We start from the raw sequence: 20769 nt of genomic DNA, 5'->3' as shown, positions 1-20769 counted from the left end.
GGTACTGCCCTGGAGACGGGGTGGGAGAGTAGGACGCCGCCGGACACCCTTCACAGCAGGCCCCCCACACCACACGGTGCGGGGGGCCTCGCTGCGCGCCCATGAACAGGTCGCGGACCCGGTCCGCCGGTCCTGAGCTCCGCGGTCGGCAGACCGGTCGGCGAGCGTGGGACAATCATTCACTGACCAGAACGAGAGGACGACGGTGAACGACACTCCGCGCGAGGACGGCCCTGCCCGAGGCGAGGACGGCTCGCGGCGCCCGCAGGGTCGGGGCCGCGACGGTGGTCCGCGTCGACCCCGGAACGACCAGCGGCGTTCGGAGGGGCAGCGCCGCGACGCGGGAGACCGTCGGGACGGCGACGACCGCCGGGCCGGGGGCTCTGGGCGGGGTGGTGCGGGCGCACGCGGTGGGCGCCGCGACGGCAACTCGCACGGCGGCGACCGGGGCCGGCGCGACGACCGTCACGCCGGCGCGCGCGGGGGTTCCTACGGTGCCCGTGGTGGTGCGGATCGACCGGCGCGGCCGGAGCGTCCCCGCGACGCCGAGCGTGTCCCGGACCCTGCGGTGCCCGAGGACGTCGACTCCCGCCAGCTCAGCAAGGAGGCGCGAGCGCGGCTGCGCGGGCTGAGCAAGGACAACGCCGAGGGAGTCGGCGCGCACCTGGTGATGGCTGGTCGGCTGCTCGACACCGACCCTGAGCTGGCCTACCTCCACGCCCAGGCGGCGGTGCGACGCGCCGGACGGATCGACGTCGTGCGGGAGGCCGCAGGGATCGCGGCGTACCGCACGGGACGTTACGCCGAGGCTTTGCGCGAGCTGCGCACGGTGCGTCGTCTGAACGGCTCCTCCGAGCATCTGCCCCTCATGGCAGACGCCGAGCGAGGGCTGGGACGGCCCGAGCGGGCGATCGCCCTGGCGCAGTCCGAGGAGGCGGCCACGCTCGAGCCCGAGGCACGCACAGAGCTGGCTATCGTCGTCAGCGGCGCACGGAGCGACCTGGGCGACCACGACGCCGCACTGACGGTGCTGGACCGGGTCCCGGCCTCCGAGCGCCAGGGAGACCTCGGTCTCCGCGTCCTCCAGGCGCGCGCCGTGGCCCTCGAGGCAGCAGGTCGCACGGAGGAAGCGGCGCAGGTGCTTTCCGGGGTCGACCCGGCGGCGCTGGAGCGTGCCGCGGGCGTGCTCGCGGACGACGAGGACTACGTGGTCTACGACGTCTTCGACGAGGAGGCGGACGACGACGAGGCCGGCGCGTGACCGCCTCGCTGTCGGGCAGCGAACGACCGCTGGCCGAGGCCCACGACCTGGCCCTGGTCGACCTGGACGGTGTCGCCTACCAGGGGCGGCTGCCGATCGCGCACGCGGCGGACTCGCTGGCCGAGGCCCGGCAGCGCGGCCTACGACTGCTCTTCGTGACGAACAACGCCTCGCGAGAGCCCGAGGAGGTGGCGAGCCGGCTCACCGGCCTCGACATCCCGACCGAGCCCGACGAGGTCATGACCGCCGCGCAGGCGTGCGCGAACCTGCTCCGGACCCGGCTGGAACCGGGCGCCAAGGTGCTGGTGGTCGGCGGCAAGGGACTGGTCACCGCGGTGGCCGAGGCCGGCTACCAGGTGGTGTCCTCCGCCGACGACGGACCGGACGCCGTCGCCCAGGGGTTCTCGCCGGAGCTCGCGTGGCCCGACCTGGCCGAGGCGGCTTACGCCGTCGCCGGCGGAGCGTGGCACGTGGCGAGCAACCGGGACCTCTCGCTGCCGACGGAGCGCGGGTTCGCGCCGGGCAACGGTGCGCTCGTGGCTGCGGTGGTCGCGGCGACCGGCATCCAGCCCGACAGCGCCGGCAAGCCGGAGCCCACCATGTACCGGATGGCCGTGGAACGGCACGGCGCCCGGCGTCCGCTCGTGATCGGTGACCGGCTCGACACCGATCTGGCCGGTGCTCGTGCCGGAGGCTACCCGGGCCTGCACGTCCTGACCGGGGTGTCGAGCGCCCGGGACGCCGTGCTGGCGGAACCCGGCATGCGTCCCGACTACCTCGGCGCCGACCTGCGCGCACTCCTCGAGCCGCACCCGGCGCCGTCGGAGGCCGACGACGGCTGGTGGCGGTGCGGGGAGCGCTCTGCGCGCGTCGTGGACGGCGCCCTCGAGCTGGACGGTCAGGGGCAGTCGGGGATCGACGTGGTCCGCGCCGCCTGTGCCGCCGCGTGGTCCGCGGTCGACGGCGGTGCGGCGCTGGAACCTGATGGTGTACCCGAGCTGACTGCTTGAGGGCGGCCACCCGTGCGCCGCGCCGGGGCCGTCGCACCCAGCAGGTAGCGTTGCCCCGGGACGTACGAGCAGCGAGGAGGGGACATGTCGCAGGACGCGGAGGCGTCGCACGCGTCAGCGCCGGACCGCCCCGAGCCGCCGCTGGCCCCGCTCGACGGTCTGGAGGAGATTCCCACCGACGAGCACGTCGCACGTTTCGAGGCTGTGCACGACCGCCTGCGGGCGCGCCTCGACGACGGCCCGGCCCACGAGGCGGGTGGCTGATGCCCGAACGTGCCGACGCCGAGCTCGTGCGGCGCGGCCTGGCCCGGTCGCGCAAGCAGGCTTCTGTCCTGATCGCCGACGGACGCGTCCGGATCGACGGGACGACCGTGGCCAAGGCCTCGTACCCGGTACCGGCGGGGGGAGACCTGAGCGTCGAGCCCGATCCGGACGACCCGGGGTACGCGTCGCGCGCCGGCGGCAAGCTCGCGGGTGCCCTGGAGGCGCTCGAGGGCGACGTCGCCGGACGCGAGCTGCCGGACCGCCTGCCCGGCGCGAGCTGCCTGGACGTGGGCGCCTCGACCGGAGGCTTCACCGACGTGCTCCTGCGGCGCGGTGCCGCGCACGTGACGGCGCTCGACGTCGGGCACGACCAGCTCGTCCCGGCGCTGCGGACGGACCCGCGGGTCACGGTCCGCGAGGGGCTCAACGTCCGGCACCTGGTCCCCGACGACCTGGGCTCGCCCCCGGACGTCGTCGTCGGTGACCTGTCGTTCATCTCGCTCCGGCTGGTGGTCCCTGCGGTCGCCGGTGTGACGGCCCCGGGGGCCCTCGTCCTGCTGCTCGTCAAGCCGCAGTTCGAGGTCGGTCGTGACCGGCTCGGCAGCGGCGGGGTCGTGCGCGACCCCGACCTGCACGTCGAGTCGGTGGTCGACGTCGGTGCGGCGGCGGCCGCCGCAGGGCTGCCCGTTCGTGCCGTCGTGCCGAGCGCACTACCCGGCCCCAGCGGGAACCGCGAGTACTTCTGCTGGATGCGCCGGGGCGAGGTGGCGACCGCCGACCGCGCGGCGCTGACCGCGGCGGCACGGACCGCCGTCGCGTGGCAGCCGGGCGCCGGTACGCTCCCGCCCGTCGTCCGGGTGCCCGCGGACGTCCCTGGAGGTGACTCATGACCCGACGCGTGCTCATCGTGACCCACGGTGGACGCCCCGAGGCGGTCGCCGCCATGGCCGAGGCGGTCGCGGAGCTGGAGAGCGCCGGCTTCGAGGTCGCCCTGCACGACGACGATCTCGCGGAGACCTTCGGTGACCAGATGTCCTCCACGCGGGTGCGCGAGGGCGTGGCGGAGTCCGAGATCGTCATGGTGCTCGGCGGCGACGGCACGATCCTGCGGGCCGCCGAGCTCACCCACGGGACGGACGTCCCGCTGCTGGGAGTCAACCTGGGCCACGTCGGCTTCCTCGCCGAGTCGGAGCGCGAGAACCTGCACGACGCCGTCCGCCGCGTCGCTTCCCGGGAGTACGTGGTCGAGGAGCGCAGCGTCGTGGACGTCGTGGTGCACCGGCCGGGGGAGAGCGAGCCGGTCACGGGGTGGGCACTGAATGAGGCCACGGTGGAGAAGGCGCAGCGCGACCGGATGATCGAGGTCGCGATCGCCGTCGACGAGCGGCCCGTCAGCTCGTTCGGCTGCGACGGCGTCGTCCTGTCGACGGCGACCGGGTCCACGGCCCATGCCTTCTCGGCCGGCGGTCCGGTCCTGTGGCCCGACGTCGACGCGGTGCTGCTGGTCCCGCTCTCCGCGCACGCGCTCTTCTCGCGGCCCCTGGTGATCGGCCCGCGTTCGGAGTACACCGTCGACGTGCTGGCTCGGAGCCCGCTGCCGGCGGTGCTCACGTGCGACGGCCGGCGCAGCATCGACCTTCCGGTGGGATCGCGGGTCCAGGTGCGGCGAGGAGCGGTCCCGCTGCGGTTCGCGCGGCTCGTGCACGCGCCGTTCAGCGACCGCCTGGTCTCGAAGTTCAACCTGCCGGTGATCGGGTGGCGGGAGGCCGCGGACGAGGCAGCGGCACGCCGCGCGGCGCGGCACGCCGCCGACCAGGACGACAAGGAGGCATGAGGGTGCTCGAGGAGATCGCGATCGAGGACCTCGGGGTGATCCGGGCGGCTCGCGTCCCGCTGGCCGCGGGACTGACGGTCATCACCGGCGAGACCGGTGCCGGCAAGACGATGGTGCTCACGGGGCTCGGGCTGCTCATGGGCGGCAAGGCGGACCCCGGGACCGTCCGGGCGGGCGCCGACCGTGCCGTCGTCGAGGGCAGGTGGGACCTCACCCGCCACCCGGCCGCGGCGCGTCGGGTCGACGACGCCGGAGGCACGGTCGACGACGACGGTACCGTCGTCGTCCTCCGCACCGTCGCCGGCGGTCGGTCCCGGGCACACCTGGGCGGTCGCGGGGTGCCACAAGGCGTGCTGGCCGAGATCGCGGACGACCTGGTGACGGTGCACGGGCAGTCCGACCAGCTCCGGCTGCGCACCCCTGCCATGCAGCGGGCGGCCCTGGACCGCTTCGCCGGCGCGGACCATGCCGCGGTGCTGGCCGAGCACCGCACGGCGTGGGCGGAACGCGCGGCCCTGCAGGCCGAGATCGACGACCTCACCTCCCGCGCGGCGGAGCGGGCGCGTGAGGGCGAGCTCCTGCGGCTCGGGCTCGCCGAGGTGGAACGCATCGACCCGCAGCCCGGCGAGGACGTGGAGCTCGGCACCCTGGTGGCACGACTGGGCAACGCCGAGCAGCTGCGTCAGGCGGCCCAGCTCGCCCATGACGCGGTCGCCGGCGAGGACATGGACACCGAGGGCTCGGCCGTGCACGCGGTCGAGCGTGCGCGGCGGTCCCTCGAGAGCGTCGTGGGCGACGACCCCGGTCTGCAGGAACCGGCCCGCCGTCTGGCCGAGGCGGGTTACCTGCTGGGCGACATCGCCAGCGAGCTGTCCGGGTACGTCGCCGACCTCCAGGCCGACCCGGCAGCGCTGGAGACGGCTCACGCCCGGCTCGCCGAGCTGGGGACGCTGACGCGCAGCTACGGCAGCACGGTCGACGAGGTCCTGCAGTGGGCGTCGGACGCCGGGTTGCGCCTGCTCGACCTCGACGACGGCGGTGAGCGGGTCGAGGGCATGCGGGAACGGGTCGTGGAGCTCGACGAGCAGGTGGTCGGGCTGGCCGCCCGGGTGACCGAGGGGCGCACGGAGGCAGCGGGGCGGCTCGCCGCCGCCGTCACCGCCGAGCTGGCGGGCCTCGCGATGAGCGGTGCCCGGCTCGAGATCGAGGTGTCCGCGGCCGAACCCGGGCCCGCCGGCGCGGACCAGGTGACCTTCCTCCTGCTGCCGCACCCCGGCGCGCCCGCCCGGCCCCTGGGCAAGGGCGCCTCGGGCGGCGAGCTCTCCCGGGTGATGCTCGCCGTCGAGGTGGCGCTCGCCACCGCCTCCGACGACGCCGACACGGTCCTGCCGACCTTCGTGTTCGACGAGGTGGACGCCGGTGTCGGCGGACGGGCCGCCGTGGAGGTGGGCCGGCGGCTCGCATCCCTGGCCCGCAGCACCCAGGTCGTGGTGGTGACGCATCTCGCGCAGGTGGCGGCGTTCGCCGACACCCACCTGGTCGTGACCAAGTCGGCCACCGGCGACGACGCCACGGTGACAGGCGTCCGCGCCGTGTCCGACGACGAGCGGGTCCGTGAGCTGGCCCGCATGCTGTCGGGTCAGGACGACTCGGAGACCGCACGTCGCCATGCCGTCGAGCTCCTCGAGTCCTCCGTCGTGGGACGATAGGCGCGATGAGACTGACCCTGCGCCGGGCCGACCGTGGCCCCGACACCAGCGACGACGCGGCCGAGCACCACGGTGCCGCCCGCGTCGGAGCACGCACCAAGGACCTGACGAAGCGTCTCTCCGCCGGTGACGTGGCCGTGATCGACCACGCCGACATCGACCGGGTCGCTGCCGAGGCCCTCGTCGCCGCACGCCCGTCGGCGGTCCTGAACGCCGCGCCGTCGACCACCGGGCGCTATCCGAACGCGGGCCCGGGCATCCTGCTCGAGGCGGGGATCGTGCTCGTCGACGGCCTCGGGCCCGAGGTGATGGACATCCACGAGGGCGCTCGCGTCGCCGTCGAGGAGGGCACCGTCCTCGTCGACGGCAAGCCGTGGGCGACCGGGACGCGACAGACGCCCGAGACCGTGGAGACCGCGCTCGCCGCGGCACGGGACGGGCTGTCGGACGAGATCGAGCGGTTCGCCGAGAACACGATGACCTACCTGCGTCGCGAGCGGGACCTGCTCCTCGACGGGGTCGGCGTCCCGGACGTGCGGACCCGGTTCGCCGGGCGGCACGTCCTCATCGTGGTGCGCGGCTACCACTACCGCGAGGACCTGGCGATGCTCCGGTCCTACATCCAGGAGAACCGGCCGGTGCTGGTCGGCGTCGACGGCGGGGCGGACGCCATCCTGGACGCCGGCTGGCGTCCGGACATGATCGTGGGCGACATGGACTCGGTCTCGGACAAGGCGCTGGCGTGCGGCGCCGAGATCGTGGTGCACGCCTACCGGACGGGCGACGCCCCGGGCCTGGAGCGCGTCCGGGCGCTGGGCGTGGATCCCGTCGTCTTCCCGGCGACCGGCACCAGCGAGGACATCGCCATGCTGCTCGCCGACGACAAGGACGCGGAGCTGATCGTGGCCGTGGGCACGCACGCCACCCTCGTGGAGTTCCTCGACAAGGGTCGGGCGGGCATGGCGAGCACCTTCCTGACCCGGCTCCGCGTGGGCGGCAAGCTGGTCGACGCCAAGGGTGTGTCCCGGCTGTACCGCACGCGCATCTCGAACCTCCAGCTCACGCTCCTGTCGCTGGCGGGCGTGGGGGCCGTGCTGGCGGCCCTGTGGTCGACGGCGGCCGGGCAGACCGCCTTCGGCCTCGTGGGCGCCCAGATCGACGACATCGTCTCGTGGGTCGGTAGCCTCTTCGGCGGCTGACCCGTCGCGACCCCTGAACCAAGGAGTACCCGCACCTCGTGATCGATTTCCGTTACCACCTCGTCTCGCTGATCTCCGTGTTCGTCGCGCTCGCGGTCGGCATCATCCTGGGCGCGGGACCGCTGCAGAACGCGATCGGCGACCAGCTCACCGACCAGGTGGAGGCCCTGCGGGCCGAGCGCACCGACCTGCGCGAGAGCCTGGTCGAGACCGAGTCCGAGCTGATCGACCAGAACGCCTACGCGCTGGCTGCCGGCGCCGAGCTGGTCGCCGGCTCGCTCGAGGGCGTCACCGTGGCGGTGGTCGACGCAGGAGACGCGGCGGACACGCTGGAGGCCGACGTCGTCAGCCAGCTGGAGGCGGCCGGTGCGCGCATCGTCGCCCAGGCGTCGCTCACCGGCGCCTGGAGCTCCGCGGAGGACTCCGTGCTGCGGGGGACGGTCGCCGACGGTCAGCGTGAGCACGTCGCCGACGCGATCGACGAGGAGGCCGGCACCGCCGAGGTGCTCGGCGCGGTGCTGGGACTGGCGATGACCGAGCCCGACCCGCAGGTGCCGTCGGAGCGCAGCGAGCGGAGCGTCGAGCTGTACGAGCTGATGCTCCGGGTGGGACTCGTCGAGTCCCGGTTCGAACCGTCCGGCCCGGCCGACGCCGTGCTGCTGCTCGGTGGTGCGGTGCCCGAGGAGGGCGCGACGGCCGACACCGAGGGTGCGGAGGAACCGGAGGACGTCGACGTCGTGGCGGTCGTGTCGGCACTGCAGGCCACCGCTGAGGACGTGGTGGTCGCCGGACCGACGACCGCAGAGGGCGACATGGTCTCGGACGTCCGTGCCGACGAGGACGTCGCGGCGCGCGTGAGCACCGTCAGCGGGACGGAGCGCGAGGTCATGCGGCTGAACGTGCCCCTGGCCCTGGCCGCGCAGATCGCCGGCGAGGTGGGGCAGTACGGCTTCGAGGAGGACGCCACCGTGGTTCCGCCGGCGGTCGAGCTCCCGGCCCCGGACCAGGACACCTCCGGCGAGACCGACGGCGGTGCGGGGACCGTCGGCGCCGGGGATGCCGGCGGTGACTCCTGATGGGTGGTGCGCGGACGCTGGCCGCGGCCGTGGTCGCTGCCACGGCGACGCTCGCGGCGCGCCGGGTGCTGGACCTCGCGCCCCCCGGGGGTGCCGACCGCTGGACACGCACCAACCACGGCGGTGAGCCGGTCTCGATGCTGGAGGGGCCGGCGGTGGCGCTCGGCCTCGTGGCCGGGTCGGCCGTCTCGGGCGGCGAGCCGCGGGAGAGGGCCGCCACGGTGCTGGCCTGCGCCGGGGCAGGCGCCTTCGGTGTCCTCGACGACCTCGCCGAGGACACCACGCACAGCACCAAGGGCCTGCGGGGCCACCTCGGGGCGCTGGCCCAGGGACGGTTGACCACCGGCGGGCTCAAGGTGCTCGGGATCGGGACGACCTCGCTGCTGGCGGCCGCCGTCGGCACCCGGCGCCGGGGTGGCGCCGTGGGTCACGCGACCGACGTCGCGGTCAACGGGGCGCTGATCGCCGGCACCGCGAACCTCGTCAACCTCCTGGACCTGAGGCCTGGCCGAGCGCTCAAGGCGTCGGCCCTGCTCGCCGCGCCGCTGGTCGGCTGCGCGGGCGGGCAGGTGGGCGCGCTGGTCGGGGCGTCGGCCGCGTCGGCCCCGGCGGACCTCGGTGCACGCGACATGCTCGGCGACGGCGGGGCGAACGCGCTGGGAGCGTTCGTCGGCACCCGGTGGGCGCTCTGCGCGCCGCGACCCGTGCGCCTGCTGGCGCTCGCCGGCGTCGCGGGACTGACGCTCGCCTCCGAGCGGGTGAGCTTCTCGGCCGTCATCGAACGCACACCCTGGCTGCGCCGGATCGACCAGGCGGGCCGCAGGGCGGCCGACGTGCCGCCGGAGGACCGGGAGGCGGCGTCGGACGAGGGTCCGACGGCGTGAGCGTGCCGGGCGGTCGCCGCACCGCCACGACGGTCGCCGGCGCGGCGGCCCTCATCACCGTCGTGACGCTCGCCAGCCGTGTCGTCGGCTTCGGCCGATGGCTCGCGCAGGCGCACTACGTCGGGACCGGCGGCGTCGACGGCCCGCTGAACGCGGCGAACTTCCTGCCGAACGTCCTGTTCGAGGTCGCGGCGGGCGGTGCGCTGGCGGGCGCCGTCGTCCCGTTGCTCTCCGGGTACCTGGTGCGGGGGGACCGTGAGAAAGCCTCCCGGACGGCGTCGGCGCTGCTGGGCTGGACCCTGGCGGTCCTGGTGCCGCTCGGCGCGCTCGTCGCGCTGCTCGCCGACCCGCTGGTACGTCTCACGGGCCTGAACGACCCGGTCAACGTGGCCGTGGCCGCCGACTTCCTGCGTGTGTTCGCGGTGCAGGTGCCGCTGTACGGCGTCGCCGTGGTGCTCGGCGGGATGCTGCAGGCCCACAACCGGTTCTTCTGGCCGGCGTTCTCCCCGCTGGTGTCGAGCCTCGTGGTGATCGGCGTCTACTGGCGGTTCGGTGCGCTGGCCGACGGCAACCAGCAGGACGTGGCCGAGCTCTCGTCGCAGGCGCTGGGCTGGCTGGCGTGGGGGATGACCGCGGGTGTCGCCTTCCTGGCGCTGCCGCTGGTCTGGCCGGTCGCCCGGACAGGGCTGCGGCTGCGGCCGACGCTGCGGTTCCCGGCGGGCGAGGGTCGCCGTGCGGCTCGCCTCGCGTTCGCCGGTGTGGGAGCGCTGGTGGCCCAGCAGCTCGCCCTGCTGGCCACGATGAAGGCAGGCAACGAGGCAGGTGGTGACAGCACCTGGACGATCTTCCTGTACGCGCAGAACGTGTACTTCCTGCCCTACGCGGTCCTGGCGTTCCCGATCGCGACCAGCGCCTTCCCGCGCTTCGCCGAGCTGGCCTCCCAGGGGCGCAGGGACGACCTGGCCCGCCTGGTCTCGTCGACGACGCGCGTGCTGGTCGTCGTGTCGGTGGCCGGGGCGGCGGCACTGGTGGCCGCCGCACCCCTGGTGGAGAACGTGTTCGACGGCGTCGCGGACGGGGACGCCGACGGCCTGGCCGCCGCGCTCGCCTGGATGGCGCCCGGGCTGCTCGGGTACGCACTGATCCTGCAGCTCTCCCGGCTCCTCTACGCGGTCGACGCCGCCAGGGCCGCCGTCGTCGCCACGGCCGCCGGCTGGGTGGTCGTCGCCGTGGGGGTGTCGCTGGCCGTGCCGATGTTCTCCGGGGTCCAGGACCCCACCACCGGGGACACCCAGGAGCGGGTGCTCACCTGGCTGGGCGGCGCGACGACCGTCGGCATGACCGTCGCGGGGCTCGCGCTGCTGACGACGGTGCGGCGCAAGGTCGGCCGGCCGGCGCTCGCGAGGGTGGGGCCGACGCTCCTCGTGGCGGTCCTCGCCGGCGGGCTGGGTGCCTGGCTCGGCCGGGTCGCGGTGCCGGTCGCCGACCGGGCGGTGCCGGTCGGACCGCCCGGGGCGGACGGCACGCCGGTCGAGACGCCGTTCCGCCTCGAGAGCTTCGTGACGGACGTCGGTCTCGGGCTCCTCGCCGGCCTGGTGGCGGCCGCCGTCGTGCTCGTGGCCGCCGCGCTGGCCGACGGCGCCGTGCGCGCCCGGCTCGCCGCCGTCGGCCGCCGCGTCGCCCGACGCTGACGACGGTCTGCTGTGCCGCATGCCACCCCGGCGGCGGGCGCGTCCCGGGCGCCGGGGGTCGAAGTCTCGGATAGCATGGAGTTCCGTGGCTGACACCGTGAACCGAACGTCCTCCCGCTCCTCCAGCCGCGCCGGTGCGACGCACCAGACGCGCCACATCTTCGTGACGGGCGGTGTGGCCTCCTCGCTCGGCAAGGGCCTCACGGCGTCCTCCCTGGGGCGGCTGCTGCGGTCCCGCGGGCTGCGGGTCACGATGCAGAAGCTCGACCCGTACCTCAACGTGGACCCGGGCACCATGAACCCGTTCCAGCACGGCGAGGTGTTCGTCACCGAGGACGGCGCCGAGACCGACCTGGACATCGGGCACTACGAGCGCTTCCTCGACATCGAGCTGCCGGCCTCGTCGAACGTCACGACGGGGCAGGTCTACTCGCGAGTGATCGCCAAGGAGCGCCGTGGCGAGTACCTCGGCGACACGGTGCAGGTGATCCCGCACATCACCGACGAGATCAAGCTGCGCATGCGGGACCAGGCGGGCCCCGACGTCGACGTCATCATCACCGAGATCGGCGGCACCGTCGGTGACATCGAGTCCCAGCCCTTCCTCGAGGCCGCGCGCCAGGTGCGCCACGAGCTCGGTCGGGACGACTGCTTCTTCCTGCACGTCTCGCTGGTGCCCTACATCGGTCCCTCCGGCGAGCTGAAGACCAAGCCGACGCAGCACTCCGTCGCCGCGCTGCGCTCGATCGGCATCCAGCCGGACGCGATCGTGCTGCGCTCGGACCGCGCCGTGCCGGACAGCATCAAGCGCAAGATCGCGATGTCCTGCGACGTCGACAACGAGGCGGTCGTCAACGCGGCCGACGCGCCGAGCATCTACGACATCCCGCGCGTGCTGCACTCCGAGGGCCTCGACGCCTATGTCGTCCGCCGCCTCGACCTGCCGTTCCACGACGTCGAGTGGGGTGGCTGGAACCGCCTGCTCGAGCGGGTCCACGAGCCGGAGCACAAGGTCGAGATCGCTCTGGTCGGCAAGTACATCGACCTGCCGGACGCCTATCTCTCCGTGACGGAGGCGCTGCGCGCCGGCGGCTTCGACAACGACACCCGCGTGGCGATCCGCTGGGTCGCGGCGGACGACTGCAGCACGCCGGCGGGGGCGCAGGACGCGCTCGAGGGTGTGGACGCGATCCTGGTGCCCGGCGGCTTCGGCGTGCGCGGCATCGACGGCAAGATCGGTGCGCTGCGCTGGGCGCGGGAGAACCTGGTGCCCACGCTCGGGATCTGCCTGGGACTGCAGTCCATGGTGATCGAGTACGCCCGCAACGTGCTCGGCCTGACGGACGCCTCGTCGACCGAGTTCGAGCCCGACACCCCCACCCCGGTCATCGCCACGATGGCCGAGCAGCTGGCGATCGTGGGCGGTGACGGCGACCTGGGCGGCACGATGCGGCTGGGCGACTACCCGGCGGCGCTCGCCGAGGGTTCCGTGGTGTCGAAGACCTACGGCTCCACCGAGGTGACCGAACGTCACCGCCACCGGTACGAGGTCAACAACGCCGTGCGGGACCAGCTCGAGGAGGCCGGCCTGCGCTTCTCCGGGACGTCGCCCGACGGCACGCTCGTGGAGTTCGTCGAGCTGCCCGCCGAGGTGCACCCGTACTACGTCAGCACCCAGGCGCACCCCGAGTTCAAGTCGCGTCCGACGCGGTCGCACCCGCTCTTCCACGGTCTGGTCGCCGCGGCGCTGGTGCGCCAGGGCGCGACGGCGTGACGGCGCCCCGGCCGACCGAGGGCGTCGAGGACCGTGTGGCGCCTCGGCAGGTGGTGGGTCGCACCGCGGTCCACGAGGGCAGGATCTTCGACCTCGTGCGGGACGACGTCGACCTCGGCGACGCCGGGGTCGTCACCCGCGAGTACCTCGACCATCCCGGGGCGGTCGCCGTCGTCGTGCTCGACGAGGAGGACAGGGTGCTGCTCCTGCGGCAGTACCGGCACCCGCTGCGCGCCGATCTCTGGGAGATCCCCGCCGGCCTGCTCGACGTCGACGGCGAGCCCGCCGTCGACGCCGCGGCCCGCGAGCTCGCCGAGGAGGCCGACCTGGTCGCCGGCAGGTGGGACGTCCTCGTCGACTTCGCCACGTCGCCCGGGTCGAGCAACGAGTCCCTGCGGGTGTTCCTGGCCCGCGACGTCCAGGAGGTCCCGCACGCCGACCGCCACACGCGCACGGGCGAGGAGGCGGAGATCGTCACCCGCTGGGTGCCGCTGGACGAGGCGGTCGAGCGGACGCTCGCGGGCCACCTGCACAACCCGTCCGCCGTCGTCGGCATCCTCGCCGCGGCAGCGAGCCGTGCCGGCGGGTGGGCGTCGCTGCGAGGCGTCGACGCGCCCTGGCCCTATCGTCGGGGCGAGCTGCCCGACTGACGACCGCCGACCGACCGGCGTCGCCGACCGGTCAGCGGGTGCGCAGCCGCAGCACCGCGTTCGCCGCGGCCCACACCAGCAGCCCGGCTCCGAGCATGTGCAGCCCGACGAGCAGCGCCGGCAGGCCGTTGAAGTACTGGGCGTAGCCGACGGCACCCTGTGCCAGGGTGACGGCCAGGAGCAGCCAGGCGCCGCGGCGGGCGCGCCGGACGAGGTCGGTGGCAGGCTGGCGCAGCAGGAGGACCAGCAGCAGGGCGAGGACCCCGACGAACAGCCAGACGGACGCCGAGTGCGCGCGGGTCATCGTCAGCGGGTCGACGGCGAGGCGGTACCCGACCTCGGTGTCGCCCGAGTGCGGCCCGGAGCCGGTGACGACGACGCCCAGCACCACGACCGGGATCACGAGGAACCCGAGCACCCGCCCGGTGAGCGTCACCGCTCCCGACCCGACGGGCCGGGGCGCGCCGTCGCCCTCACCGTGCCGGTGCAGGAGGTAGGCGGAGACCCAGACCAGCGCCCCCGACACGACGAAGTGCAGGGAGACCCAGCCGGGGTGCAGGTCGAGCAGGACGACGACCCCGCCGATGAGGGCCTGGGCCGCCACCCCGGCGAGGGGCACGACGCCGAGGAGCCGGTAGGAGTCCGTCCGTCGGCGGTCGGTCCACACCAGCAGCAGCACCGCCAGCGCGATCACCGCCAGGACGCCGGTCATGGTGCGGTTGCCGAACTCGACGAACGGGTGATAGCTGGTGGCCTCGTGGAAGACGGGCGTGAACTGGCCGGGCTCGCAGAGGGGCCAGGTCGAGCAGCCGAGCCCGGACCCGGTCAGCCGCACCGCGCCGCCGGTGACGATGATGCCGATCTGGGCCACCACGTTGGCGATCAGGACGCCGCGCGTCCAGCCGCGGAAGCGCGAGAACGGGTCGGCGGCACCACCCGCAGGGCGGGCGGCCTCCGAGGCCGGGTCGGAGGGGGTGACGGGCGCGGGCGTGCTCACGGCTCCACGATAGTGGCCGACGGCGCTGCACTGGTCCGTGCCGGGGGCGCCGGGCTGTGAGATCGGTCGTGCCCGCGGGGCGCGCGGATCAGTGCCAGCGGAAGAGCTTGCTCGCCCCGGCACCGAACGCGGCCGTCCACCCGAGCAGGACCACCACGCTGAGTGCCGGCACGCCGGTGCCGAGCAGGGCGCCGCGAAGCCCTTCCCCGAGCGCGCCGGAGGGCAGGAACGCGGCCACGTGGGCCAGCGGGCCGGGAAGCTCGGCGGGCGGCACGATCAGCCCGCCACCCACGACCAGGAGCACGAGCACGAGGTTCGCCACGGCGAGCACCCCCTCGGCACGCAGGGTGCCGGCGAGCAGCAGGGCCAGCGCGGTGAACGCCGCGGTCCCGAGCAGCCCGAGCCCGAGAGCAGGCAGGACGCCGGCGAGCACGGGCTGCCAGCCGAGGCCGAGCGCGACGGCGCCGATCACCGCGACCTGGACCACCTGCACCGCCAGCACCCCGAGGATCTTCCCGGCGAGCAGGCCGCCTCGCCCGAGCGGGGTCGTGGCCAGGAGCCGGAGCACACCGTTGCGACGGTCGAACGCGGTGGCGATCGACTGCGACGTGAAGGAGGTGGTGACGCACGCCAGCGCGAGGATCCCGGGCGTCACGAAGTCCACCCGGTCGACGCCGCCGGTGTCGAGGTCGACGACGGAGGTGCGCACGAGCCCGACGAGGAGCAGGACGGGCACCACGATCGTCACGAGCAGCTGCTCGCCGTTGCGCAGGATCGCGCGGGTCTCGAACGAGGCCTGGGCGGCCACCCGTCGTCGGGCCGGTGCGGGCGCGGGGAAGGGGCTGGTCATCGCAGGTGCCGTCCGGTGAGGTCGAGGAACACGTCTTCGAGGGTGCGGCGGCCCACGGTGAGGCGCGTGACCAGGGTGTCCTGAGCGGCGAGCCATCCGGTCAGCGCCTCGAGGGTCGCCGGTGCCACGGGTCCGGCGAGCACGTACTCGCCGGGCTCCGCCTCGACGGCCGACCATCCGGCGTCGGGCAGGTCGCGCGCCAGGTGGGCGGCGAGAGCACCGACCGGCAGGCCCGGTCGCGCGGCGAAGCGGACCCGGGGTGCGCTGCCGGAGGCGCCGTCGGAGAGGAGGTGCGGGACGTCGCCCGAGGCGATCACCCGGCCGTGGTCGACGACGTGGACGACGTCGGCGAGGTCCTCGGCCTCGTCCATGAGGTGGGTGGTCAGGACGACGGCGACGCCGTCGGCGCGCAGCTCGCGCACGAGGTCCCAGACCGCGTGCCGCGACTGCGGGTCCATGCCGGCGCTCGGCTCGTCGAGGAAGACGACCTCCGGCCGCCCGACGACCGCGGCGGCCAGGGCCAGGCGCTGCCGCTGGCCTCCGGACAGCCGCCGCACGGCGGTCCGGGCGAACGCGTGCAGGCCGAGGCGCTCGGCCAGCTCGTCGACGTCGCGCGGCGCGGCGTACATGCGGCTGACGTGCCGCAGCATCTCCATCGCGCGCACCCCGGTCGGCAGGCCGCCGTCCTGCAGCATGACGCCGACCCGCGGGCGCAGGGCGGCGGCGTCGGCGACCGGGTCGAGACCGAGGACGCGGACCGTCCCGCCGTCGGGGGAGCGCAGGCCCTCGCAGCACTCGACGGTGGTGGTCTTGCCGGCGCCGTTGGGTCCCAGCACCGCGGTGACGGCTCCGGCGGTAGCCTGCAGGTCGAGGCCGTCGACGACGTCGCGGCCGCCGTACGTCTTGCGCAGTCCGCGCACGTCGACGGCGCCGCCGGGTGGCGTATCGGTGGTGGGCACCAGAAGATTCTACGGACGCGTCCAGACACCAGGAGTGACGATGACCTTCTACACCTTCGCCCAGCCCGCCGACCTCGCGCAGCTCGCGCGTCGCATCTGGTACTGGCCCGTGGTCCGCGGCGTGCTCGCAGTGGCCTTCGGGCTGCTGGCCATCTTCCTGCCGGACAAGACGCCGGGGTTGCTGGTCCAGGTCTTCGGCGCGTTCGTCGTCGTCGACGGGATCGTCTCGCTCGTGGACGGCCTGCGTCGCCGGGGCAGCCAGGCCGGGTCGGTGAACGTCGGCATCGGCGTGGTGGCGATCGTCTTCGGCGGGGTGCTGCTGTTCCTGCCGGGTCTCGCGCTCGGGCTCGTGCTCGCCCTCATCGCGGTCTGGGCGCTGGCCTTCGGCTTGCTGCAGATCTTCGGAGCCTTCGCCATGCGGACCCGGGGCGGCGCGTCGTGGCTGTGGACCCTCGTCTCGGGCCTGCTGTTCGTCGCGCTGGCGATCGTCTGCTTCACCAACCCCGGTGGCACGATCGAGGTGATGTCGGTGATCATCGGCATCTTTGCCGTGGTCATCGGGGTCGCCCTGGTGGCGCTCGGGGTCAAGCTCCGGGCCCTCGGCGCCCAGGGGCCGGCGAGCGGCGACGTCATCGACGGCGAGGTCGTCGAGGGCTGAGCCGTGCCGGTGAACGGCCGGTGAGACCTGTGTGACGTACGTCGCACGTCGTCGGAGGACCTGCGGTTTCGCGGGTTCGGTGAGGCATGCCTTGCTTGACATCCCTGATTACGCAACAAGGATGTTCTGTATATCGACGACGGAGGTGAGCACGTGACGACGACCCAGACCCCTTGGGGTGCGCCCGCCGCTGCCCACGCCTCCCACGCCGAGAGCGACGGCACCCGTCGTCGGGTGCTCGAGCTCGTCGCCACCGAGGGCCCGGTGACCGCCGGCCGCCTCGCCGACGTCCTCGGGCTCACGCAGGCCGCCGTCCGGCGGCACCTGGCCGTGCTCGAGAGCGACGGCACCATCACGGTGCACGACGGCGGCGCCGGGGCCGGGCGGGCTCGCCGCGGTCGGCCGGCCCGGCACTACGTCGTCAGCACCGCCGGGCAGGCCGAGCTCGGCGAGCAGGACTCCGAGCTCGCCACCCAGGTGATGCGATACCTGCGCCGCACGGGCGGCGACGAGGCCGTCGAGGCGTTCGCCACCGAGCGGAACGACGCCGTCGTGCGGCGGTACGCCCCGCGACTGACCGCCACCGACCCCCAGGAGCGGGCAGCCCAGCTCGCCGACCTGCTCGCGGCCGACGGCTACGCCTCCTCGGTGCGGCCTGTCGTCGGACCGCTCGTCCCGACCGTCCAGCTGTGCCAGGGCCACTGCCCGGTCCAGCACGCCGCCGAGGACTTCCCCGAGCTGTGCGAGGCCGAGGCCCGCGCGTTCTCCGAGCTGCTCGGCACGCACGTCCAACGACTGGCCACCCTCGCAGGCGGCGCGCACGCCTGCGTCACGAACATCCCGCTGACTCCCCCCACCCCCGCCGGCCGCTCCGGCGGCACGCAGGAAGGATCACGATGAGCGCTCCTACCCAGGACGCCGCCGCCAAGGCGGCAGAGGCACAGACCGAGAGGCCCTCCGACGACGAGATCATCGCCTCGATCGGCTCGTACGAGTACGGCTGGCACGACACCGACGAAGCCGGTGCGGTCGCCGAGCGCGGCCTGAACGAGTCCGTCGTGCGCAACATCTCCCTGCTGAAGAACGAGCCCGAGTGGATGCTCAAGGCCCGGCTCAAGGCGCTGCGCCTCTTCGGCAAGAAGCCCATGCCGAGCTGGGGTGCCGACCTCACCGGCATTGACTTCGACCGCATCAAGTACTTCGTGCGGTCCACCGAGAAGCAGGCCACCAGCTGGGAGGACCTGCCGGAGGACATCAAGGCCACCTACGACAAGCTCGGCATCCCCGAGGCGGAGAAGCAGCGCCTCGTCGCCGGCGTGGCCGCGCAGTACGAGTCCGAGGTCGTCTACCACCAGATCCGCGAGGACCTGGAGGAGCAGGGCGTCATCTTCGTCGACACCGACACGGGCCTGCGTGAGTACCCCGAGCTGTTCCAGGAGTACTTCGGCACGGTCATCCCCGCCGGTGACAACAAGTTCTCGGCGCTGAACTCGGCCGTCTGGTCGGGCGGCTCGTTCGTCTACGTCCCCCCGGGCGTCCACGTCGAGATCCCGCTGCAGGCCTACTTCCGGATCAACACCGAGAACATGGGCCAGTTCGAGCGGACGCTGATCATCGCCGACGAGGGCTCCTACGTGCACTACGTCGAGGGCTGCACCGCGCCGATCTACTCGTCGGACTCGCTGCACAGCGCCGTCGTGGAGATCGTCGTCAAGAAGAACGCCCGCGTGCGGTACACGACCATCCAGAACTGGTCGAACAACGTCTACAACCTGGTGACCAAGCGCGCCACGGCCGAGGCCGGCGCACAGATGGAGTGGGTCGACGGCAACATCGGCTCCAAGGTCACCATGAAGTACCCGGCGATCTACCTGCTGGGCGAGCACGCCCGCGGCGAGACGCTGTCCATCGCCTTCGCCGGCGAGGGCCAGCACCAGGACGCGGGCGCCAAGATGGTGCACGCCGCGCCCCGGACGTCGTCGTCGATCGTGTCGAAGTCCGTGGCCCGCGGCGGTGGCCGCACGTCGTACCGCGGACTCGTGCAGGTGCTCGAGGGTGCCGAGGCGTCGGCGTCCAACGTGCTCTGCGACGCGCTGCTCGTCGACCAGATCTCCCGGTCCGACACCTACCCGTACGTCGACGTCCGCGAGGACGACGTGTCCATGGGGCACGAGGCGACGGTGTCCAAGGTGAGCGCCGACCAGCTGTTCTACCTCATGTCCCGAGGCCTGGACGAGACCGAGGCCATGGCCATGATCGTGCGCGGGTTCGTCGAGCCCATCGCGCGTGAGCTGCCCATGGAGTACGCGCTCGAGCTCAACCGCCTCATCGAGCTGCAGATGGAAGGGTCCGTCGGCTGATATGACTGCCACCACCACCGATCACTCACGCGCCGCGGCCGACGGCGCCCACTCCCACGGAGTGGTTCCCGCCGGGTCCCGCGCCGAGCGGGTGACCTCGTTCGACCTCGCGGACATCCCCGTCCCCTCGGGCCGCGAGGAGGAGTGGCGCTTCTCGCCGGTCGCCCGCCTCCAGCCGCTCTTCGCGGAGACCCTGGGCGCCGACGGCGTCACGGTCGCCGTCGAGGCGGCCCCCGAGGTCAAGGTCGAGACGGTCGCCCGCGACGACGCACGCCTCGGCAAGGCCGGCAAGCCCGGTGACCGCACGGCGGTCAGCGCCTGGAACGCCGTGGCCGAGGCCACCGTCGTCACGGTGCCCGCCGAGGCGGTCGCCTCCGACGTGACGTCCGTCCGCATCGACGGTGTCTCGCAGGACGCGACCGCGCAGCACCTCCTGGTGCACGCCGAGCGGCACTCCGAGGCTGTCGTCGTCATCGACCACCGCGGCGTCGCGCTGCTGAACCAGACCGTCGAGGTCGTCGTCGACGAGGGCGCGCACCTGACCGTCGTGTCCGTCCAGGACTGGGCCGACGGCGCCGTGCACGCGGCCGCGCACCGCTCCACGGTCGGCCGTGACGCTCGCCTCAAGCACGTCGTGGTGACGTTCGGCGGCGACGTCGTGCGCATCACCCCCGACGCGACGTTCACCGCCGAGGGCGGCGAGGTCGAGATGGTCGGGCTGTACTTCGCGGACGCGGACCAGCACCAGGAGCACCGCCTGTTCGTCGACCACGCGGTGCCCAGCTGCAAGTCGCGCGTGACGTACAAGGGCGCGCTGCAGGGGTCGGGCGCACACACCGTGTGGGTCGGTGACGTCCTCATCCAGGCCGAGGCCGAGAACACGGACACCTACGAGCTCAACCGCAACCTCGTCCTTACCGACGGGGCACGGGCCGACTCGGTGCCGAACCTCGAGATCGAGACCGGCGAGATCGCGGGAGCCGGCCACGCGTCGGCGACCGGCCGGTTCGACGACGAGCAGCTCTTCTACCTGATGGCCCGTGGTATCCCGGAGGTCGACGCGCGTCGGCTCGTGGTGCGCGGCTTCTTCGCGGAGCTCATCGACGAGATCGGTGTGGCCGCCGTCGAGGAGCGGCTCCTCGCCTCGATCGAGGCCGAGCTCGAGAAGTCGATGAGCGTGATCACCGGCGTCCCCACCGCGGCGGAGTGACGGCGTGACCAAGCAGATCGTCGCCACGACGGCCGACCTCGGACCCGAGGAGGCCAAGCTCGTCGAGCTGGACGCCGCGGACGGCTCCACCGTCCCTGTCGCGCTCGTGCGGGACGCCGACGGCGACTTCCACGCGATCAGCGACATCTGCTCCCACGGAGCGGTCTCGTTGTCCGACGGCGAGGTCGAGGGCTGCCGGGTGGAGTGCTGGCTGCACGGCTCGCAGTTCGACCTGCGGACCGGTCGGCCGCTGCAGCTGCCTGCCACCCGGCCGGTGCCCGTCTACCCGGTGACCGTGGAGGGCGACCAGGTGCTCGTCGACATCGACGAGCCGGTCGCCGTCGCGTCCTGACCCACTCTTCTCGATCCGAGACTTTCGAAAC

20 protein-coding genes are annotated in these 20769 nt (G+C 73.7%); 17 read left to right on the top strand and 3 right to left on the bottom strand.

Features of this window, described 5'->3' with window-relative positions; all coding sequences use genetic code 11:
• Positions 1 to 568 precede the first annotated feature (568 nt).
• From MWU57_RS02745 to MWU57_RS02690, 12 genes are all read left to right on the top strand, one after another.
• Complete coding sequence (locus tag MWU57_RS02745) at positions 569 to 1261, top strand: hypothetical protein (protein ID WP_243401164.1); 693 nt, start codon at positions 569 to 571, stop codon at positions 1259 to 1261.
• Entirely contained in the window at positions 1258 to 2271 is a 1014-nt protein-coding gene (locus MWU57_RS02740; protein ID WP_246907115.1) for an HAD-IIA family hydrolase, read from the top strand. The genes MWU57_RS02745 and MWU57_RS02740 overlap by 4 nt, the downstream gene beginning before the upstream one ends.
• An 84-nt stretch (positions 2272 to 2355) precedes the next feature.
• On the top strand, positions 2356 to 2535 hold the full coding sequence (locus MWU57_RS02735) for a hypothetical protein (RefSeq protein WP_106269827.1): 180 nt from the start codon (positions 2356 to 2358) through the stop codon (positions 2533 to 2535).
• Positions 2535 to 3425, top strand: coding sequence for a TlyA family RNA methyltransferase (locus MWU57_RS02730; RefSeq protein ID WP_246907114.1), 891 nt, complete (start codon positions 2535 to 2537; stop codon positions 3423 to 3425). Before MWU57_RS02735 ends, MWU57_RS02730 begins: the two co-directional genes overlap by 1 nt.
• On the top strand, positions 3422 to 4369 hold the full coding sequence (locus MWU57_RS02725) for an NAD kinase (RefSeq protein ID WP_246907113.1): 948 nt from the start codon (positions 3422 to 3424) through the stop codon (positions 4367 to 4369). The genes MWU57_RS02730 and MWU57_RS02725 overlap by 4 nt, the downstream gene beginning before the upstream one ends.
• Positions 4370 to 4371: 2 nt before the next feature.
• On the top strand, positions 4372 to 6078 hold the full coding sequence (recN, locus tag MWU57_RS02720; protein WP_246907133.1) for a DNA repair protein RecN: 1707 nt from the start codon (positions 4372 to 4374) through the stop codon (positions 6076 to 6078).
• A gap of 5 nt (positions 6079 to 6083) precedes the next feature.
• Positions 6084 to 7277, top strand: coding sequence for a putative cytokinetic ring protein SteA (gene steA / locus MWU57_RS02715; RefSeq protein ID WP_246907112.1), 1194 nt, complete (start codon positions 6084 to 6086; stop codon positions 7275 to 7277).
• Positions 7278 to 7315: 38 nt separating this feature from the next.
• Positions 7316 to 8353 (top strand): copper transporter, encoded by a 1038-nt coding sequence (locus MWU57_RS02710; protein WP_246907111.1) that lies wholly within the window; start codon positions 7316 to 7318, stop codon positions 8351 to 8353.
• Positions 8353 to 9237: a hypothetical protein gene (locus tag MWU57_RS02705; protein WP_246907110.1), complete on the top strand. Its 885-nt coding sequence runs from the start codon at positions 8353 to 8355 to the stop codon at positions 9235 to 9237. The genes MWU57_RS02710 and MWU57_RS02705 overlap by 1 nt, the downstream gene beginning before the upstream one ends.
• On the top strand, positions 9234 to 10928 hold the full coding sequence (gene murJ / locus MWU57_RS02700; protein ID WP_246907109.1) for a murein biosynthesis integral membrane protein MurJ: 1695 nt from the start codon (positions 9234 to 9236) through the stop codon (positions 10926 to 10928). The genes MWU57_RS02705 and murJ overlap by 4 nt, the downstream gene beginning before the upstream one ends.
• A gap of 85 nt (positions 10929 to 11013) precedes the next feature.
• Complete coding sequence (locus MWU57_RS02695) at positions 11014 to 12702, top strand: CTP synthase (RefSeq protein WP_106269819.1); 1689 nt, start codon at positions 11014 to 11016, stop codon at positions 12700 to 12702.
• A gap of 50 nt (positions 12703 to 12752) precedes the next feature.
• Positions 12753 to 13352, top strand: a complete 600-nt coding sequence (locus MWU57_RS02690) for an NUDIX hydrolase (protein WP_246907107.1) — start codon at positions 12753 to 12755, stop codon at positions 13350 to 13352.
• 31 nt (positions 13353 to 13383) lie between these two features.
• Here MWU57_RS02690 and MWU57_RS02685 read toward each other — a convergent pair whose 3' ends face one another.
• The 3 genes from MWU57_RS02685 to MWU57_RS02675 form a co-directional block, all read right to left on the bottom strand.
• The gene (locus MWU57_RS02685; RefSeq protein WP_374108514.1) at positions 13384 to 14349 is read right to left on the bottom strand and encodes a heme A synthase; all 966 of its coding nucleotides are present in this window, start codon (positions 14347 to 14349) and stop codon (positions 13384 to 13386) included.
• Between the two features lie 88 nt (positions 14350 to 14437).
• Positions 14438 to 15199: an ABC transporter permease gene (locus MWU57_RS02680; protein ID WP_246907105.1), complete on the bottom strand. Its 762-nt coding sequence runs from the start codon at positions 15197 to 15199 to the stop codon at positions 14438 to 14440.
• Complete coding sequence (locus tag MWU57_RS02675) at positions 15196 to 16158, bottom strand: ABC transporter ATP-binding protein (protein WP_106269815.1); 963 nt, start codon at positions 16156 to 16158, stop codon at positions 15196 to 15198. Before MWU57_RS02675 ends, MWU57_RS02680 begins: the two co-directional genes overlap by 4 nt.
• A gap of 40 nt (positions 16159 to 16198) precedes the next feature.
• On the opposite strand from MWU57_RS02675, the gene MWU57_RS02670 reads away from it, so the two are divergent.
• The 5 genes from MWU57_RS02670 (at position 16199) to MWU57_RS02650 (ending at position 20738) form a co-directional block, all read left to right on the top strand.
• The gene (locus tag MWU57_RS02670) at positions 16199 to 16816 is read left to right on the top strand and encodes an HdeD family acid-resistance protein (protein WP_246907104.1); all 618 of its coding nucleotides are present in this window, start codon (positions 16199 to 16201) and stop codon (positions 16814 to 16816) included.
• Between the two features lie 153 nt (positions 16817 to 16969).
• Positions 16970 to 17716 carry a metalloregulator ArsR/SmtB family transcription factor gene (locus MWU57_RS02665; protein WP_246907103.1) on the top strand — a complete coding sequence of 249 codons (747 nt, stop codon included), beginning with the start codon at positions 16970 to 16972 and terminating at the stop codon, positions 17714 to 17716.
• A complete protein-coding gene (sufB, locus tag MWU57_RS02660; protein ID WP_106269812.1) occupies positions 17713 to 19176 on the top strand; it encodes a Fe-S cluster assembly protein SufB in 1464 nt (487 codons plus the stop codon). The genes MWU57_RS02665 and sufB overlap by 4 nt, the downstream gene beginning before the upstream one ends.
• Position 19177: 1 nt before the next feature.
• On the top strand, positions 19178 to 20386 hold the full coding sequence (sufD, locus tag MWU57_RS02655; protein WP_246907102.1) for a Fe-S cluster assembly protein SufD: 1209 nt from the start codon (positions 19178 to 19180) through the stop codon (positions 20384 to 20386).
• 4 nt (positions 20387 to 20390) lie between these two features.
• Complete coding sequence (locus MWU57_RS02650) at positions 20391 to 20738, top strand: non-heme iron oxygenase ferredoxin subunit (RefSeq protein WP_106269810.1); 348 nt, start codon at positions 20391 to 20393, stop codon at positions 20736 to 20738.
• Positions 20739 to 20769 lie beyond the last annotated feature (31 nt).

The organism is Isoptericola sp. S6320L (assembly GCF_023015685.1).
GTDB classification, from domain to species: domain Bacteria; phylum Actinomycetota; class Actinomycetes; order Actinomycetales; family Cellulomonadaceae; genus Isoptericola; species Isoptericola halotolerans_A.
This window is presented reverse-complemented; position numbering and strand designations above follow the sequence as displayed.

Coding starts and splice junctions, on each gene's coding strand:
- sufB (WP_106269812.1), top strand. CDS start 17,713: ATGAGCGCTCCTACCCAGGACGCCGCCGCCAAGGCGGCAGAGGCACAG.
- MWU57_RS02725 (WP_246907113.1), top strand. CDS start 3,422: ATGACCCGACGCGTGCTCATCGTGACCCACGGTGGACGCCCCGAGGCG.
- MWU57_RS02705 (WP_246907110.1), top strand. CDS start 8,353: ATGGGTGGTGCGCGGACGCTGGCCGCGGCCGTGGTCGCTGCCACGGCG.
- MWU57_RS02730 (WP_246907114.1), top strand. CDS start 2,535: ATGCCCGAACGTGCCGACGCCGAGCTCGTGCGGCGCGGCCTGGCCCGG.
- MWU57_RS02735 (WP_106269827.1), top strand. CDS start 2,356: ATGTCGCAGGACGCGGAGGCGTCGCACGCGTCAGCGCCGGACCGCCCC.
- MWU57_RS02680 (WP_246907105.1), bottom strand. CDS start 15,199: ATGACCAGCCCCTTCCCCGCGCCCGCACCGGCCCGACGACGGGTGGCC.
- sufD (WP_246907102.1), top strand. CDS start 19,178: ATGACTGCCACCACCACCGATCACTCACGCGCCGCGGCCGACGGCGCC.
- MWU57_RS02670 (WP_246907104.1), top strand. CDS start 16,199: ATGACCTTCTACACCTTCGCCCAGCCCGCCGACCTCGCGCAGCTCGCG.
- steA (WP_246907112.1), top strand. CDS start 6,084: ATGAGACTGACCCTGCGCCGGGCCGACCGTGGCCCCGACACCAGCGAC.